Raw genomic sequence first — 17,302 nt, 5'->3', positions numbered from 1 at the left:
GACCCCTATTTCCGTTTTGGTTCAGCTCTTGACTCAATGCCAACTTGCTGTTAAAAGAAATTTGGTAAAGTGGACATTATTGTTAATAGCTTATGCAGTCATTAACCCTGTAATAGTTAAAAGAAGTCTTACTATAGTACGTTTATACTAGAATAGGGGAAACAATATTAATATAAAACATTTAATATCATGTAATCACGCCACATCTGCCATGCCAAAACGCCTCCTTATAGTCGAGTCCCCTGGTAAAGTCAAAAAACTCAGTCAAATTCTGGGTGTAGATTGGATTGTCCGCGCCAGTTGCGGTCACATCCGAGAGTTGAGCAACGAGGGTGATGATTCACTAGGATTCAGTATTGATGGCGGTCGTGTGAAGTGTAATTATATCCCCCGCGACCAACGAGCTAAAGAAACCATCCAAAAACTCAAAGCAGCAGTTAAGCAGGTGGATGAAGTTGTCTTGGCGACAGACCCAGACCGTGAGGGAGAAACGATCGCTTGGCATCTCAAGGAAGTTTTGGGATTGAAAGAACCAAAGCGAGTAGTCTACACGGAGATTACAGCATCGGCGGTGCGCTGGGCAATTGCCAACTCCAGAAAACTCGATTTTAATTTGGTGGGTGCGGGGCTGTGCCGAGACTGTCTAGATAAGTTGGTGGGGTATAAAGGCAGTCCCTTGGTGTGGGCATTGAACAACGGAGCTAAAAGTGTTGGTAGAGTTCAAAGTGCAACCCTACATTTGATTTGCCAACGAGAAAGAGAAATTCAGACGTTTATCCCCCAGGACTACTGGAACGTCTTTATTGATTACACGGAAGGATTTCGGGCTTTCTATAAAGGTACATCAGACTCTCGCCCCTCAGCGCAGCAGGAAGAAACCGAGACAAATGATGATGCCAACCCAAATGTTACAAAATCACCCGAATCTCAGCGTGTTTTATCTGAAGCTGAGGCGACACGGTTAGTTGAACAAGCACGGCAGCATCCTCATAAAATTAGCCAAATCGAGGGGAAAACCGTCAATCGCCAACCACCGCCACCATTCACCACTTCCACGCTTCAGCAAGCGGCTGGTTCTAAACTGAGGTTTTCGCCAGATAAAACCATGCAGGTGGCTCAAAAACTTTATGAAGCTGGGTTGATTACATATATGCGAACGGATTCGGTGATGTTGAGTCCTGAATTTTGTGCGCTCGCGCGTCAGTGGTTAGAGCAAAACGACCCCTCAAATGTACCCCAGCAAGTAGCAAAACACCGTAGCAGCAAATCGGCTCAAGAAGCACATGAGGCTATCCGTCCTACAGATATATTCCGCCCTTCAGCACAGTTAAAGCCAGAAATTTCGCCTGATGAATTTAACTTATACGTCATGATTTGGAAACGGACCATTGCATCTCAGTGCAAAGCGGCAAAACTGAGCAAAACTCAGATAATTACGCAATCAGGAAACTTGTTTTGGCAAGCCAGGGGGCAGGTGATTGAGTTCTACGGGTATGCTCGTTACTGGAATAATCTCAGCAAAGATTCAGAGTTACCTTCTTTACAACAGGGACAGGCACTCACCTTGGCGAATGCAGCCCATGAGAAAAAGCAAACCCAGCCGCCGCCACGTTACAGCGAACCTAAACTCGTACAGCTGATGGAACGCAATGGCATAGGTCGCCCCAGCACTTATGCTCCCACTGTTGCTACTCTCAAAAAACGGGCTTACGTAGAGTTGACAAAAGACCATCTACGACCCACAGCTTTGGGTTTGGAGGTGGATGAGTTTTTGCACAAAGCGTTACCAGATTTACTGGAAGCTGAGTTTACAGCCAAGATGGAAGATGCCTTGGATGCCATAGCAGAAGGTAAGCAAGGTTGGCAGCAATATCTCAGTGGTTGGAATCAGGACTACTTCATACCTGCACTTTCTCAGGCAAAAACCTTAGTTGCGGGTGCATCAAATGGTACAGCTTCTGCATCACGACAGTTTGAAACTTCTAGAACTCATTGCCCACAGTGCAATGGTTTGATGTCCAAAATACCCAGTACAAAGCTCAAGAAAAAGTATTTTCTCAAGTGTACAAGTGGTTGCGAGAATGTGGTGCTGTTCTGGAGCGATCGTTCTAGGACCTGGGAAGCCCCTCGCGCTCAAGAAAATCAGCAAAAATCTCCAGCTAAGATAACTTCGTATCCTTGTCCTGTGTGTCAGAAGCCTTTGGAGGAGTATAACTATATCAAAGATGGACAGCAGAAAACGATGCTCCGGTGTTCGGAGCCTCAGTCTCGTCAGGATAAAAAACACAAGGATGTGGCTTATTTTAGTACAGCAAAAGGGTGGTGGAGTCCGAAGTTTGGCGAGTTGAACTGCCCTGTTTCCTGACTCTTATCACTTTTGGAAGTCATCTAGGCTTACGCTTCTTAAGAGACACTGGCGATTTCTTGGAAGCTTGCGGTGGAAGCATTGTTCACAGTACAAAGGACGTCAGCTTTCTTCTCATACCGCGTAACAATCCGACGAAATTGCTTTAACTTCAATCCTCAACTTCTTCCCCCACTGCACGGTAGTAGGCAGCGATCGCCGCCGCTTGTTCGCCACGCAGGGTATAGCGTCGAAAAGCTTTCTCGCTCTGATGTCCGGTCAATTTCCTCGCGTGGGTGGGATCGACACCCATTAACAACAACTCAGTGCTATAGGTGTGACGGAACGAGTGTGGGTGTAGCTGGGAAATTTCTGCCAATTCGCCGATCTTTTCTATAGCAAAGTAGATGCCGTGATAGCTCAATCGTTCACATGAACGAGTCGCGTGATGAGACAAAATCAAGGGGCGATCGCTCGTGATTTCCTCTCCTTGTTCAGAGCGCCACAACAAATACTCCTTGAGTGCGTCGCGACTCCCTTTTCGCAACGGTACTAATCGCGGCTCGTTTGTCTTCGTGTCTGCGACAAAAATCAGCCTACCATCGAAAGCACCGACATCAAGGCTGACAATTTCTCCCGCCCGCAAGCCGTGACTCAAAATGTGGAGTAAAGCTAGATCCCGTTGTTGCGTCTCGCCCAGATACTCGGTTGCTGCCCAAATTCGCTCTACTTCCTCGGCTGTCAAACTCTGGGCAGGAGGTAGAGGGATCTTCTCTAGCTTCACACTGGCAGTCGGATTGACAGCGAGGATGTCGGGATACGCCTGCACCAGCCAGCCAAAGAAGCTTTTGAGCGTGGCGATCGCGCTATTGATACTGCTTTTAGATAGCGATTTACCCGATTGAGATTGCACTTCCTCCACTAAATAAGCTTTGTACTGGGCGATATGGCGCAGTTTGATCTCACCCCACAGCAGATCGGTCCAGGCAATAAAGCGCCTCAATTCTCGCTCGTAAACCTTGCGCGAGTTAGGAGCTAAGTTGTTACTGTTGATAAACTCTCTAACTTTAGTCACGCGGAGATCGGTTAGTGCCGTGCCAATTTTGGCAGGTCTACCCCGTCTGGGTTGAGATGGGGGCGCAGCATCCAAGCTACCAGAATTAAGCGAAATTACTTTGATGGGCGGTAGGCGATCGCTATTGTCCATTACAGTCATACCTAAACGAGATCGGGATCTTCACCTAATTCCCGCAGCTTTTGTGCCAGTCGCTCCGCCCGTTGGCGCTCTGTTTCTGCTCGTTGACGCTCTGACGCGGCTTGTTGTTGTTCCTGCGCGGCTATTTCCTCTGGCAGCAGGACTAAATTGAAGGCGCGATCGTAGAAGCGCAGCCAATCACAAGTTCCTGTGGGTGGCTCTCGGCAGATACTACCTTGCCAAGCCCCCAGCCACAATTCTAAAGTTTCGCACCACAACCAACCGCGCTCGTTCGGGATCAGGGGCTGGTAGCCGCGCCCTAATTCCAAGTGCCATCCCGTCAGCGAGTTGGCAGCAAAAGGATCGTATATGAAGTAATCTGGAGTGCGGAACACCCGCTCGTACAAATCTTTTTTTACCCCACGATCCACATTTGCCGTACTGGGTGACAGCAACTCGACAATGACATCGGGATAGCAACCGTCTTCTTCCCATACCACCCAGCCCTGGCGATCGCGGTTGCCATCCACACCCAAAGCGACAAAAAAATCTGGACCGCGAAAGTCGCGATTCATTGCTTGATTACGGCTGTAGTAGACGAACATATTGCCACCAGCAAAAAAGTCCGATCGCCCAGCCAACGCCGATAGCGCCGAATCGATTAATACGTTCATGGCAATCCGATGGCGGTTAGTCTCCAATGGCTCTCCATCATCAAAAACGAGATCGCTAGGGGGTTCTGGCGCTGTCCACTCTTGTACGTACTTTTCCTGTCCGAGCGCGGTTTCATTGGACATGGCTGAGTAGCGGCAATCTGCCTCATCGTTGGTCAACTTATGGTTTCAATTCAGTATATCACCTCCTATATATAAAATAAGTCACAATTATCTTTTGTCCGACTATACTACGACTAAATTCGGAATAGTACAAATGTTCTATTAATGTGGCTGGCGAAGTTGTACGATACAGAAAAGTTTCATCGGCTTTGCGTTGATGCCTTTGCCGATCCTGTAATGAACCAAAACCCTTGAGTGATATTTTTGGTTAAACGTGCATTCGGCACTGACTCAAAAGATTCGCAGCTGTTTTATTGCCATACTGCAAGCGTTAAAATCTGGGAACGGGGAAATTTCTAGCGCGATCGTCAATGCGAATCGCAACTGCACTACTATGAATGCTATCCAAACAACAAGACTTTTTACCATTGACGAATATCGCCAGATGGCAGAATGCGGCATTCTCAAACCTGAAGAACGCACTGAGTTAATCGAAGGGCAAATAATTTTAATGGCAGCACAAAAACCACCGCATGCAGCAATTAGTGACAACATTGAGAAATATTTCAGAGTGCTGTTTGAAGGGGTGGCAGCAGTAAGGAGCCAAAAGCCAATTGTTTTAAGCGATCGCTCCGAGCCAGAACCAGATATTGCATTAGTTCGGATTAATGAGCGTAACTACTACGACCGTCACCCTAGTGTTGAGGATTTGTTTTTGCTAGTTGAAGTGTCAGACGCAACGCTATCGTTCGACACTAACCAAAAACTTGCTGCCTATGCACGTAGTGGGGTGAGCGATTACTGGGTAGCAGATGTGAACGCTGGTTGCGTTCGGATTTTCCGCCATCCGCAGAACTCCGAATACTTGCAGCAGTTTTTCGTTCATCCAGGTAATCAAATTACAGCTTTGGCTTTTCCAGAAAAGACAATTGAAATCGGTCAGTTTTTCCCGAACCGATCCGAAACTTAATTGCAAGGTAGCTTCCAGGAACCAGGAAACCTTGTCGTCCGCTTGCTTGGCGACATCGCTGCAACCACGCGCACCGTTGAGGAAATATTGATGTCTCGCCCCAGTCAAGAAAAATGCCGACTTTGCTCGAAGCTGAGCGTCACCGAAGCTAAGCTCAAACACGGACTCGTTGGCGATCGCTGTTGGGACGACGAGCGCTGCCACAATCGCCGCTCCTACTACCGCCATCGTGGTGTACGCAACTACAATCGCCAACAACACCGCCGCCAATCGATCGCGCCAGAATTTTCGCAGCCAACGCATACAGCAATTTTGTCAATTCCCGCTCCCGCACTTGGAGCAGCAATTGCTCACTTCTACCGAGAAACAAAAGACTCGCCCCTACATGCAATTGGAGCCGAACTGTGGATGGGAAACCATCGAGTGGCAAAAATCGAACCAGTACATTGTTTGGGACTGGCAGAAGCACAAGTGAGAATGTTACTGATGAGAATATTAGAGGGATTTTCTAGTCATAGTAAAGTCAAAATCGAGCGCTTCCGTTCTACGGTAGAGCTACATCCAACCAACTGCCCGATTCGCCCTTGTCCAATGCATCCCAATAGTTAGTATGGAAGCCAAGCAGCTAGAGCTAGAACTATGGCAGACATTAGATCGTGCTACTTTTGCTCCCCAAACCGCAGATGTGCGATCGCTACTATTATCTTTAGATCGGGTAATGGAGCATTGCGAGCTGGCACAACAACTGGCAATCGGAGCTGAGGGATTAGCGCGAATCGCAGCAGTTTACGCGACACGGGCAGAGTCACTGATTTGGGAATGGGAAAGCCAGTACAATCCGACCGAACCAGTTGTCGATGTCGATGAATGTGCCGCTCTATTCGTGCAGTCGCTACACTTGGATTTGTCGGATTTACTCGAACCACCCCAAGCAGTACAGTATCCCCAAAATCGACAGCCCCCAACGGCGATCGCTACCAATAATTCTCTTGTCGGACAAGTAGATAAGTCAGCCCTCTTGGCAATGGTGGAACAACTGGAAGCAGAAGATCGTTCAACCCTATCTGATGCAGAGCAAAAAGATTTCATAGTTGCGCTTGCCCATACTGAAGATTTTTCGATGTGGAAGCGTGCGATCGCCGATTGTTTTGCCAACACGTCCCAGAAGTGCTTGCCTTTGATTGAAATAGTACAGCAGGTACAGTACCCAGCTACACTGGAGCAAGATCAAGGAAATCTACTGGTGAAAACTTGGTTAGCTGTTCTGTTGGGAGACTTTGAGTTAGAACAACGCCAAGATTTTTACAGTCAATCTGGAGTTTGGGTTTCTTTACGTGCGCTCGCTGTCTCGCAGTCAGATTAGACGTAAATGTTTAAGGATTGAGAATGTCGAATATAGGCAAAGTTCGGTCAGGACTGCTTCTTACTCTTTATCGGCTTCACCAGCACAGGTCTGGGCTTCTTCTTTCTGTGATGGGGAGCTTCAATTGCCCGCGCTGCTAGAGGACGGCAGCTTTCACCATATAGCGGTGTAGATCCATATGTCTCGCGTTGGGTGGGTTGACTGCACTGCTGACAGATGAATTTATATAGCCGCGTGTGGATCGTGCGTTCGTGAGCGCGAACAGTGTACTCTTTGACAGAAACCTTTTTCGATGGCATGGAGACAGTAAATCAATGACAGAGCATCACTATACTATTCCAAAAATGTCTGCCCTAAAACGTAACTTTTAAGGAAAATAATGTTATTTTCATGCCATCTAGCGAGACTTCCAGGGAAAATAATGTTATTTTCATGCCATCTGGACGAGCAAAATCTTAACAACAAGGAATTTCATGTTTGTGCACCTTAACTTTAATTATTCAGTAGTTGATTGCTAGAAGATTGTACTTTGTATGCCAACTCAAGAATTCAAGGAAGCAAAAAATGGTAATGACACTCGAACGAGCTAGTAGAGGTTGGCGGAAATACGCCTACCGTTAAGCAGCCAGTGCCTTACCTTTATATGTCCACTGGAATGGTTTTGCCATCGTATGGATGAAATAGGTAATGAATTCAAGGATACGCGCTTTCAAATCAGCTTGAGTGGTAAAACTGGCTCGCCTGAGTAGCTTCCGTACTAAGATACTGAACCAGATTTCAATCTGATTTAACCAGGAACAATGCTTGGGAGTGAAGTGAAACACAATTCGGTGGGTCGGATCACTCAAAAAGCAGCGCGAGTGTGCATGGATTTGAGAATGCCCTGCTTGCCTTTAATCCCCAGGTCATCAGTGATTTGTTCAACTTGAGCGACAAACCGTACTAACGATTCTGATTGATGGATGTTTAAGCAGTCCATCACTAGGTGCCATTTGGAAGCATCGGCAGCCGTTGCCAGGGTTTGTTGGATATGGGTGAGATAGTCTGCCTCGGTGCGAGTCTCTCCAACGGTTGGATGAATCACTTGTCCACTGGCAACATCGAAACTAGCAATCAAGGTTTGGGTGCCGTGGCGAATGTACTCAAACTCCTGTCGTTCTCGCTTGCCTGGTCGCATCGGCAGGTTTTGGCTTTCCGCTCCAGCGCTTGAATTCCGGTCATTTCGTCAATACTAATGGTTCGTTCTCCTGCCTTGGCTCGTTCTGAGGCACTCAAGTAGGTATCGCAGATGACGGTGACTTTGTCGTCGAACGCAGGGTCGGGGGGATTCAACCAGTAACCGGACTGATGTGGTTTGAGCGTCGCTTCCTCTAATAATCGTCCCACATGCCGAGGCGAGATCCGCTCTACAATTCCCTGTTTGACCAGTTCATCTGCCAGTTCTCTCGGTGTCCAATGACTGATGGGTCGCCCGTAGGTTTCTGGCTTGTCACAGGCTAAAGCAAACAATTGCAGCATTTGTTCCAGGCTAAATGTTGCAGGGGTTCCCGGACGTTCCGCATCCTGCAACCGTTCCTCTACAGGCAAATCTTTCTCGCTTAAGGTTAACCATCGTTCTCGCCATAACCTTGCCATGTCCCGACTGATATTCAGCCTGCTGGCAATCTCCCTGTGATTGTATCCCTCGTCTGCCAGCAGAATGATTTCGGCTCTCATGGCGATTTGTTGGGGGTGCGATGTCGAGCTACTAATTGTTTGAGTTGTTGACGTGCGGTTTCATCTAACGTCAGAGGTTTAGGGGCTGATTTCGGCAAGGCGCTTGACTTATTCAGGAGAACCTATCAAGCATAGCCGAATTTACGCCAAGCTCTACTAGCTGCCAAGAGCATCCTAGCCCCTCTGAAATTCGACCCAACCGACATCAAATCGTTGCATTTGTCAGTCAAAAAGGAGGTGTTGGAAAAACTACAACAGCAACTCACGCCAGAGAATGGTTTTCTACTTTCGGTTCAGCATGTTTAGTCGATGCTGACGCTCAGCGTAGTAGCTCTAGATGGATTGCTAGCATGAGCGCTGCCAAGAAGATTTCAATTCCCATGACCGTAATTGGAGACGCTCATACATTACTTAAGGAGTTGCCAAAGCTGAGAGAGCAATTTGACTATACAATTGTCGATGCTCCAGGCAGCTTAGAAGATGTTTCACGAGCAATTCTCAGTCGCTGCGATGTCGTTGTCGTCCCCTACCTCTCCGGTCATCTCGATATAGACAGCAACAAAAAAACGCTAGAAATGATCGAGATCGCTCAAGATATCCGTGGTGGAATGCCAAAAGCAGCGATTTTTATCAATCGTGCTGAGGAGGGAACAATTTTGCTCAACGAGACTAAACAAGCAGTAGATCGCGACCTCAGCAACACGAGGATCGTTCGCTTGAAAACGATCGTTCACAAACGCCAGTGCATTATTGACGTTCCAGGTCAGCGCACGAACATTTTCGACACGGCAGCAGAGATCGAGTCTCGGCGTAGACTTCAGCCTTCGCCGAAAAAAAAGCAAGGAAAGACCAAGCTGCCTGCGGAAGTTTTAGCTAGAAACGAGTATGATGCTCTATTTAAAGAGATTGCGAGGATAATGAATGCCTAAACCAAGAATACCTCTTTCTGCCAAACCAGATACACCTGACACGGAAATTTATCTGAAAAATTTTGTGCTTAATGGCAGTCATGATTTCAAAAATCTTCAAGGACAACCCGCTTGGGCAGAATCTTCTCAAACTCTCATAGAGTTAGAGCAAATTGTACTGCCAGAATTTCAGCTACGGCTTTACTACGATCGCGCTACAGTTGACAAAATTAAGACAACTGCTCGCTCTTTTGGAATTCGAGAACCACTGCTACTGCGTCCCCATCCAACAGAAGCGGAAAAATTTGAGCTAGTAGCAGGTTCTCAACGCCGATTAGCGGCTCAGGAGTTAGGTCTTGCTTCCGTTCCCTGTAAAATCGATCGAATTGACGATATTACGGCACTAAAAATTGCACTGATCGAAAACGACGCTCGCTCGAATATTAATCCTTACGAAGAAACTAGAGCCACGATGCGATTGCTGGAACTGTGTTTGGGAATTTCTCAACCAGAGGTAGTTCGTATCCTCAGAGCCATGTTCAACGCTACTGTCAGGCAAAGCGATGGAGCTGCAATTCCCCAAACAACACAAGATGCGATCGCGCTGGTATTCCAGGAAAGAGGATTAGATTGGAAGTCTTTCATCTCTAACCGCCTTCCCCTACTGAAACTGCCTGAAGATATCAAAAGTGCTTTGGAAAAAGGCTTGCTGGAATATACTAAGGCAGTTCTTCTCGGCAAGGTTGAAGACAAACGCTTGCGTCAAGAGCTATTGCAGCAAGTGCTGACGGAAAACCTTTCTGGCAATCAAATTCAACAATTAATCGCTCGCTCGAAGCCACCAGAAGAGCGAAACGAATACAGGATTCTGCGCGCTCGCGCTCAGTCAGTCGTGAAAAAAGTTACTAGTCCCAAACTACTCAAAAATCCTGAAACTCTGGCTCGAGTTGAAAATTTACTGGCTCAGTTAGAAGCAATTGTCGCGCCAGGGAAGAATTAATTTTTGAAAAGAAAAAAGCTTCGCTCCTCACCCAAACGGAGTGCAAGTTGGCTTGCTCCATCACTATGTATTCGAGGAACGCGGTCGCGCTTCAAGTTGCCGTGCTACTATAAGCGGCAATCGTGTTGTTTAAGATTTGCGCTCCATCAATAGATCGTCATGGCATCTACAGAAGCAATTGCTGCTGCATTTAGAATCGACCCCCAAATCCTTCAGAAATGGTTGGAGGGAAATCAACCTGTCTTGGCGAAATACGCTTTTACTCATCAACAGATTTTCTCGCAATTTGAGTACGTTGGGGGTGAGTGGCATCCCAAGTCAGGGCGGGAGCCGAGTGTTGCTGCGCTCGACGAACCAAGCCAAACTCAAAATGCAATTGAGTCCGAACGGGAACACTACCCAAACTCTAGTGAGGGAGATCTAGAACCGCATTCAACGGCAATATTCCAAGCGGTCGGGATCGTCACGGGAGCGGTGCATTTGGATTTGGAAACTCATAAAAACACCGTGACTATCGGTAGCTCGACCTACCCACTTTTTACATATCCCAAAACGGAAAGCTTTTGAAGCGCTCAAGGCGGGAGATTGCTGCTACTGGCAATTCTAGCCAACGATTGATTGTTTACCCTAGAGCAATTCATTTCCCTAATAAAGAGCGAGCGCACGGAATTGCCTTTCAACTCGTCGGCTTCGACAAAGGGCAGCAGACAAAACAGGAAGTCTCAAGAGAACTGCTGGATTTTGAGTTTAAGCTAGCGGGACTGTGGCAGTTCATTCCCGTCTGTCGTATCCCCTGTATCTCTATTTTTCGCAATTTTTCCCGCGAGCGACTGGATTACATCAAACAAGCTGAACCTGCTCGAAAGGTGAAGTTCCTCAAAGCCAGCCATCTGCCGCTATTGTGGAAAGATGCACCATACAAGCCATTTAGGTTCAATCCAAAAGCAGAAAGAGATCAAGGACATCCGATATTTGTCTCGCTCAAAGCTAAATTCTTACCCGAGCGCAATGTCTTTGGTTTTGTAGAGCAGTTAGCTTCCGTGCAAGAAACTGCGCCAAAATTTCTCAAAGCTTCTAAAAAAGACAAAGCCTCGTTACGATAACAGTAACGACATAGGAGCGCGACCGCGCTTTCGTCTTCCCAAAATTTCTAAAGCCAATTTAAGAAATCTTGAAAGTCTTTATTTATTATTTATTTTAACTTTAAATCTTGGCTTCTGCAAACGAGATTGCTTCTAGAACTAGCCCTTTCAAGGTGTTGTGTTTTGTACAGATTTGCTGTTCGGTTGAAAGATAAAGAAATCTCAAAATGAAATAAAAGAATGCTACTAGGTCAAGTATTTGAGCGCTTTATTCAAGAAAGCCCAGTTTCTGTAATGGTGCGTGGACTTCTGGAGAAAGCCCTTTGTCCTATGCGGAGTGGTATTACGTCTGCGCTTAATCTTCTCCCTCATTCTATCTACAACTGTAGTGTATCACTACCATAAGCAAGCCCAAGCTCCTTAAACTCTATCTACAACTGTAGTAGTTAAATACCTACTCGATGGACAAAATTGTGGCAAAGTGGTTGTCAGATTTTAGCTATTATTTTTATAGGTTGCAATAATTTATTACGCTTCCAGTAGCGAGGAGCCAAAATTAAACTTATAGATAAAAGCTACAGATAAAAAATCAGATGACACAAGAAATGAACCGTACCTTAAAAATTGCTCAACAAGCGTTTGAGTATTTTCAACACGGACTCGCAACAGGAGAATGGCAGCAGTTTCTCGATATGCTAACAGACGATTTTAGTTTCTGGTTTCCGATGGGAGAATATCACGGCTTAAATATAGGAAAGGAACGGGCGATCGCTTTTGTTGAATATTTTTCCCAGACGTTTGAGCAAGGACTTACCCTCACTCTCGATCGCGTTACAAGTAACGAAACAACGGTGGTATTTGAATTTCGCGATGAAGGACTGATGCGAGGAGAACCTTATAAAAATCGAGTAGCAGTTTCCTTTGACGTACGAGGTGACAAAATTTGTAGCTACCGAGAATACTTTGGTAGTGATGGGAAATCAAACTAAAGGAATACACGACAAGCGCGCTCTCTAGGGGCAGAAGTGTCAAGAGCTGCTGAGCCTACAAATCGGGCTGGCAGAGGCAGTTCGCGCGGATCGACTCCGGCTTCTAACATCTAAAACAATAAATTTTCCAAATCTCGCACTGATAATTGGCGCGAGGCAAAATCAAAAGTTTTTGAGCCGGGGAGAATAGCCTTCGCACAGTCAGCACCTACGTTTTTTGAACGATGTTTTTATAGAACCCATTTGACATCTTTTCTCGTGATACTTGACTTTGAGGCAAGCCGTCATTCACGAGCCTACGATACAGGCTGCTCATTAGAGTCAGTTTTTGCTAGAGTAAGGAGAAAACTATCTAGCTGCAAGGCTTTTGTCTTTAGGATTAGATCCCAAATGGGTTCTATAGAACCCATTTGGGATCTATTTAACCACTTGCCAGTCTTTTAAGCATCAAGCGGACAAAGCAAAGATTAATCTTAATCGTGGCATGCTCAAGAGTTCTTTCAAAGTTTTTGACCAAACTCTTACACCTCTCTATCCACGAGTTGGTTCTTTCTATCACCCATCTGGTCTGGACGGGGACAAAACCTGTTTTTCCTTGCTGTTTCTTTTGCTCTGAGGACGGTTTAGGTGATAACTTAAACCTAATCTTATTCATGATTTGTGGATAAACTGTTTTTAATTGTTCCTCCAATTTTTTAGGGTGATATCCGTTGTCAATCAAGATGGTGATTTTGGGAATGTTGACAGGTTTAACTTTGAAGTAATCGATGTTGAGGAGCAACATTTCAATTAATCCCTGATCGTCAGATACGCTAGCTTTGGTACAGTGACTAAAAAAAGGAAACCCTAAAGTATCTACAGCTAAATGTCTTTTAATTCCGTTTGTAGCCTTGTAAAAACAAAATCCTTTGGATTCTAAACTGGCATTACAAGTATTTTTCACCGCTTGTGAGTCGATGATAATTAAGGTTGTCCATTTGGCTTTTTTTTTACTTGTTGGCGAACTTGTCCATGTAATATATCTCGGATATTCTCGATTACTCCTTCTGTTCGCCACTGTTTATAGTGCCAAAATACTGTTGAATATGGGGGTAAGTCTTTAGGTAAGTCACACCAATTACAACCATTTTTTAGTTGATACAACACCCCATCTAAAATTTCCCTTTTGCTCCATCTTGGGGGTTTAGTTCTTTTCTTCTGGGGTAATAGTGGTTCAATAATCTCCCACTCTTTATCTGTCAAACTGCTTGAATAAGGCATTTTCTTCTGATTATACCCTTTCACCAACATCCCAAATGGGTTCTATATTATCTTTTCAGAAAGCTTCCAAGGCGACTGGCAAGCTGCCGAAATGCTGATGCCAAAGACACTTTCAATTTCAAGAGCGCCGCCGAGGTTTCACACGTGCCATAGCGCTTCGTCAGCTTGGTTTTTGAAAGCCCCTGATAAGTTTTCATTGGCTAAGTGCAGGACTATTCTAAGCTTAGAGAATGAAATAGCCCTGGGAATAAACTCCGTTCAGTCATCGGAAAATACAGTTATTAACCCTGTTTTATCACTCTGGTAGTAATATAATAGGACGCAAACACCCAAACAAAGACACAGAGTATGGTAGAACCTCGTCCACCCGCAGCGACAGTAAAATTTGTGGACGAATACTGTCAATGGTATGAAAAGCTGTTTCTGCCTATTGAGGAAGCAGCTAATATCGGGCGGGACACCCGCCCGATATTAGCTGCTTAGCTTTGAAGCTTTTAAGTACCTGCATGTAGGGATGATATCGGAGATAAAAAGGAAAAGCTTGCTTGCAATAGCAAGAATTGCGGGGTTAGAGAACCATCAACCATTACATCATTTTTTAACCCATTCATCTTGGGAAACACAAGAGATAAGAAATCGAAGATTAGAGTTAATATTACAGGTGTTACAAGGAAGACCAATCATGTTGATTGTTGGAAATAGGAGACAAGAAAAAAGGAACATCAACAGATTATGTGAAACGCCGGTACATCGGAAATTTGGGAAAGGTTGAAAATGGAGTTGTAGCAGTCACCGCCTATGGTGTATTCTGCGGAATGACTTTTCCCCTACTGTTTGAAGTATACAAGCCGCGTGAGAAATTAAAGCCAGGAGATAAATATCTTACCAAGCCTCAAATCGGGGCAATGCTCATCAGAAAGCTACGGTTGATGGGGTTCAAATTCAATTTGGTACTGGCTGACAGCTTATATGGTGAGAGTAGAACAAATTTTGTATCTGTATTAGATGAACTGGGTTTAAATTATTTAGTAGCAATACGCTCGAATCATTCTGTAGACTTGCTCAAGGGTCAGTACACTCAATACTTAAAGTGGCATAAGTTTAAAAGGATATTCTCTGATTTAAACAGTGAGAATCGGTTTATTAGGGAAATAATACATGGCAAACGTGGCGAACATAGATATTGGCAAATTACCACTGACACAGAGAACTTACCAGGAAACTCCACCTGGTACGTAATGAGTAAATACCCAGATATTACACCAAGAGAAGTTGGCAATTTTTATGGGTTAAGAACTTGGGTTGAAATGAGCTTGCCGTAATACCCCTATAAGAGTCTAATCTGTGGTGCTGGCGTGACCTAGAAGGCTGTTTAGACATGGTTGTTTGCTCCAGAGACCTTAGTGGATCGGCAATTTAGTTGCAAGAATTGATGTCTATCATGCCCTCTACAACATCTATCTTGCTATCGTACTCCGTCAATAAATCTGCTCTCTTAGAATTTAATAATCTTGATTTTTGATAGTTTAACCAATGTTGTCGTGTTGCAGCTCCTATTGGTTGTTCACGGCGTTGTCTTAATCGTTCAATTTCTGCTGAATCTGCCCAAACGATCCATCGGCGAGACGGAGGTTCTTGCTGTCGGGCTTTGACCCAACCATGTCGTACCCAGCTATAGAGCGTAACTGTAGACATGTTAAGTAGGCGTGCCAAGTCGGACAACCACCACTCATCGGCTTGGAGGTTGTCACGCTCAGCCGTCGATTGATGCGGTGGTTTCAGTCCTAAGTGCCGCATCAAGTTCTGAATTTGTTCGGCTTTGAATGTTGCCCGTCGTTTCGGCGGGTAAAAGCCTGAGAGAGTTCATTTGCTGAGCAATCTCCTTCGGCTCTATGTCTTGAGCGGCTAACTCACGCAGTCGTTCACACAGTTGTGGGTAATTACTCAGTTGTGTAAGTTTTCCAACCGGACGACGAATCTGCGCGCATGTTGCAGTTCCACCGATCCATTCCAGAGTAACCTGAACCTGTTCGCTATCGCCTTGGGCATCAATGATGACTCGCGAGAGAATTTGACGTAACAAGTCTTTGCGTTGGTTGTTGGTCGTTGTGGTAGCGTGCCAAAGGACTGGAATATTGTGCGCCAGTTGACGAATTGTCTGGCGCTGTGCATCACTTAACAAACAAGGTTGCTGTTGACAAAATCGTTCATACTCTTCTCGCAGTTGCTGTTGAGCTTGCAATTTCGTCTCCCATTCGGAGGCTAATTGACGCGCCACCAGACGGTTCTCAGGCTCAACAAGTTGATAGTGGCGTTTGGCACGGTCGGCTTCATAGGCAGCCCGTTCTAAGCGTTGTTGCCACAAACGATTGAGTTCGATGCGTTCCTGTTCGAGCGCGGTCGCTGCCGCCAAGGAGAGTTCGAGTGCAGCAGGTTTTAACGCTTCCATCACCTGCTCGACAACAAATCGATCTAATGTTGGACCAGACATACTTTGGCATCGTTCACCGCCGTAATCCACAGCTTGGCGACAACACACGTATCGATGTCCCTGTTTGTGGTGATAGTTGACGCTCATGCGGCACCCACATTTGCCACACACTAATAGCCTCACCAGTAATGAAGAACCATACCGAGAAGCACCCAATTCTTCAGCACAGATGCGGTTCGACTTTAACTGTGCTAAGTTACGCTGATGCTGCTGCCATGAAATGTAGGCAGGAAATCGGTCGTGTAACAGCACGTGCCAATTGTTTGGGTCAACCACCACACGCTCACAATACAACCGCCCAGCTTGCTTTTGACGCGGGTCTACTTGCCGCCGACCATAAGCATAGGCACCAGCATACATCGGATTTTTCAGGATATTTTGCAACAGCGTCCGATTGGGACGATGCCATTCAAGATCCCCTTTGGTCAGTCCACTCTTGACACGCACCCCGATTTGAATCTGGTGGTCTACTAGATAGCGCAACACGGCATTGAGCGTCCCCAGCTCGTCAAACTTGCGGAAAATCAGTCGAATCACTTGCTGCACTTGCTCATCAGGGTCAAATGTCACTTCCCCAGAGGTGCGTCGGACATAACCTGTGGGAACGCCAAACTCAAGTTCTCCCCGTTCAGCTTTGCTCAGTTTGCCCTGCACTAGCCGCTGTTTGAGGACGTGCAGTTCTGCTTCACTCATAGTGCCCTTAAGTCCTAACAGCAATCGGTCATTGTAATGACTTGGATCGTAAATCCCGTCAAGATCCGCAATTAAGGTATCAAATAACGCGCAGATCTCAAGCAGTTGATGCCAATCTTTGCATGAGCGAGCCAATCGCGACATCTCAATGCCTAAAATTAAGCCCACGTGCCCCATACCGACTTCGGCTACTAAGCGTTGAAACCCAGCCCGTCCTTGAGCAGTTGCTCCCGACTTGCCCAGATCGTCGTCAATAATTAAGATCCGCTCTCGCTGCCATCCCCAAGCTTTAGCGCGTTCGACTAGTCCATATTGCAACCGCGTGGACTCTTGGTGGTCGAGCACCTGTTGCAGCGTTGATTGACGCACATACACCACAGCTAATCGGTCGAGATGTTGCGGCAGAATCTTTTGGCTATGCCTTTCCATTGACTCAGGCTTACGATTTGTCATGGCTGCCTTCCTGAGTTTGCAATTGACTGTTCAGCATTTGCGTGAGAATCTGCAACGAGCGC

17 protein-coding genes and 2 pseudogenes are annotated in these 17,302 nt (G+C 46.0%); 9 read left to right on the top strand and 10 right to left on the bottom strand.

Translation table 11 applies throughout. The annotated features are described in order from the left end of the window. The first annotated feature begins 211 nt into the window (after window positions 1–211). Window positions 212–2,365, top strand: a complete 2,154-nt coding sequence (gene topA, locus N4J56_RS35530) for a type I DNA topoisomerase (RefSeq protein WP_317111456.1) — start codon at window positions 212–214, stop codon at window positions 2,363–2,365. A 151-nt stretch (window positions 2,366–2,516) separates the two neighbouring features. Here the strand turns inward: topA and N4J56_RS35525 are convergent, their stop codons facing one another. Together N4J56_RS35525 and N4J56_RS35520 are read right to left on the bottom strand one after the other, a co-directional pair. Then, window positions 2,517–3,560 carry a site-specific integrase gene (locus N4J56_RS35525; protein WP_317111454.1) on the bottom strand — a complete coding sequence of 348 codons (1,044 nt, stop codon included), beginning with the start codon at window positions 3,558–3,560 and terminating at the stop codon, window positions 2,517–2,519. A gap of 2 nt (window positions 3,561–3,562) precedes the next feature. Further along, window positions 3,563–4,336, bottom strand: coding sequence for a Uma2 family endonuclease (locus N4J56_RS35520; protein ID WP_317111453.1), 774 nt, complete (start codon window positions 4,334–4,336; stop codon window positions 3,563–3,565). A gap of 253 nt (window positions 4,337–4,589) precedes the next feature. Between N4J56_RS35520 and N4J56_RS35515 the strand changes: the two genes are divergently transcribed. From N4J56_RS35515 to N4J56_RS35505, 3 genes are read left to right on the top strand one after another with little or no spacing between them, the layout of a single operon-like run. Then, window positions 4,590–5,285, top strand: a complete 696-nt coding sequence (locus tag N4J56_RS35515) for a Uma2 family endonuclease (protein WP_317111452.1) — start codon at window positions 4,590–4,592, stop codon at window positions 5,283–5,285. Then, window positions 5,286–5,894: a hypothetical protein gene (locus tag N4J56_RS35510; protein WP_317111451.1), complete on the top strand. Its 609-nt coding sequence runs from the start codon at window positions 5,286–5,288 to the stop codon at window positions 5,892–5,894. Between the two features lies 1 nt (window position 5,895). Further along, entirely contained in the window at window positions 5,896–6,648 is a 753-nt protein-coding gene (locus N4J56_RS35505) for a hypothetical protein (RefSeq protein ID WP_317111449.1), read from the top strand. Between the two features lie 47 nt (window positions 6,649–6,695). Here N4J56_RS35505 and N4J56_RS35500 read toward each other — a convergent pair whose 3' ends face one another. The 4 genes from N4J56_RS35500 to N4J56_RS35485 form a co-directional block, all read right to left on the bottom strand. Continuing rightward, window positions 6,696–6,947: a hypothetical protein gene (locus N4J56_RS35500; protein WP_317111447.1), complete on the bottom strand. Its 252-nt coding sequence runs from the start codon at window positions 6,945–6,947 to the stop codon at window positions 6,696–6,698. 318 nt (window positions 6,948–7,265) lie between these two features. Beyond that, window positions 7,266–7,496 carry a transposase gene (locus N4J56_RS41580; RefSeq protein ID WP_410500745.1) on the bottom strand — a complete coding sequence of 77 codons (231 nt, stop codon included), beginning with the start codon at window positions 7,494–7,496 and terminating at the stop codon, window positions 7,266–7,268. Beyond that, the gene (locus N4J56_RS35490; protein ID WP_317111445.1) at window positions 7,493–7,825 is read right to left on the bottom strand and encodes a transposase; all 333 of its coding nucleotides are present in this window, start codon (window positions 7,823–7,825) and stop codon (window positions 7,493–7,495) included. The genes N4J56_RS41580 and N4J56_RS35490 overlap by 4 nt, the downstream gene beginning before the upstream one ends. Further along, the gene (locus tag N4J56_RS35485; RefSeq protein ID WP_317111444.1) at window positions 7,762–8,364 is read right to left on the bottom strand and encodes a helix-turn-helix domain-containing protein; all 603 of its coding nucleotides are present in this window, start codon (window positions 8,362–8,364) and stop codon (window positions 7,762–7,764) included. The genes N4J56_RS35490 and N4J56_RS35485 overlap by 64 nt, the downstream gene beginning before the upstream one ends. Window positions 8,365–8,474: 110 nt before the next feature. Between N4J56_RS35485 and N4J56_RS35480 the strand changes: the two genes are divergently transcribed. From N4J56_RS35480 to N4J56_RS35460, 4 genes and pseudogenes are all read left to right on the top strand, one after another. Beyond that, on the top strand, window positions 8,475–9,293 hold the full coding sequence (locus N4J56_RS35480; RefSeq protein ID WP_317111754.1) for an AAA family ATPase: 819 nt from the start codon (window positions 8,475–8,477) through the stop codon (window positions 9,291–9,293). Continuing rightward, a complete protein-coding gene (locus N4J56_RS35475; RefSeq protein WP_317111443.1) occupies window positions 9,286–10,272 on the top strand; it encodes a ParB/RepB/Spo0J family partition protein in 987 nt (328 codons plus the stop codon). Before N4J56_RS35480 ends, N4J56_RS35475 begins: the two co-directional genes overlap by 8 nt. A gap of 375 nt (window positions 10,273–10,647) precedes the next feature. Further along, window positions 10,648–11,372, top strand: a pseudogene (locus N4J56_RS35465) (hypothetical protein); the annotation flags it as partial. 575 nt (window positions 11,373–11,947) lie between these two features. Next, window positions 11,948–12,343, top strand: a complete 396-nt coding sequence (locus tag N4J56_RS35460) for a nuclear transport factor 2 family protein (RefSeq protein ID WP_317111439.1) — start codon at window positions 11,948–11,950, stop codon at window positions 12,341–12,343. 421 nt (window positions 12,344–12,764) lie between these two features. Here the strand turns inward: N4J56_RS35460 and N4J56_RS35455 are convergent, their stop codons facing one another. Both N4J56_RS35455 and N4J56_RS35450 read right to left on the bottom strand, forming a co-directional pair. Continuing rightward, window positions 12,765–13,304 carry a transposase gene (locus N4J56_RS35455; RefSeq protein ID WP_410500775.1) on the bottom strand — a complete coding sequence of 180 codons (540 nt, stop codon included), beginning with the start codon at window positions 13,302–13,304 and terminating at the stop codon, window positions 12,765–12,767. Between the two features lie 2 nt (window positions 13,305–13,306). Next, window positions 13,307–13,633 (bottom strand): transposase, encoded by a 327-nt coding sequence (locus tag N4J56_RS35450; RefSeq protein ID WP_317111437.1) that lies wholly within the window; start codon window positions 13,631–13,633, stop codon window positions 13,307–13,309. Between the two features lie 318 nt (window positions 13,634–13,951). On the opposite strand from N4J56_RS35450, the pseudogene N4J56_RS35445 reads away from it, so the two are divergent. Beyond that, a pseudogene (locus tag N4J56_RS35445) lies at window positions 13,952–14,919 on the top strand (IS701 family transposase); the annotation flags it as partial. 100 nt (window positions 14,920–15,019) lie between these two features. On the opposite strand, the gene N4J56_RS35440 reads toward N4J56_RS35445, so the two are convergent. Together N4J56_RS35440 and N4J56_RS35435 are read right to left on the bottom strand one after the other, a co-directional pair. Next, window positions 15,020–15,403: a hypothetical protein gene (locus N4J56_RS35440; RefSeq protein WP_317111436.1), complete on the bottom strand. Its 384-nt coding sequence runs from the start codon at window positions 15,401–15,403 to the stop codon at window positions 15,020–15,022. Then, window positions 15,357–17,240 carry a recombinase family protein gene (locus N4J56_RS35435; protein ID WP_317111435.1) on the bottom strand — a complete coding sequence of 628 codons (1,884 nt, stop codon included), beginning with the start codon at window positions 17,238–17,240 and terminating at the stop codon, window positions 15,357–15,359. The genes N4J56_RS35440 and N4J56_RS35435 overlap by 47 nt, the downstream gene beginning before the upstream one ends. Window positions 17,241–17,302: the final 62 nt, after the last annotated feature.

The sequence above is a fragment of the Chroococcidiopsis sp. SAG 2025 genome (assembly GCF_032860985.1).
Classification (GTDB): Bacteria; Cyanobacteriota; Cyanobacteriia; order Cyanobacteriales; family Chroococcidiopsidaceae; genus Chroococcidiopsis.
Note: the sequence above shows the minus strand (reverse complement) of the source record. Positions and strands in the feature narration are given on the sequence as shown.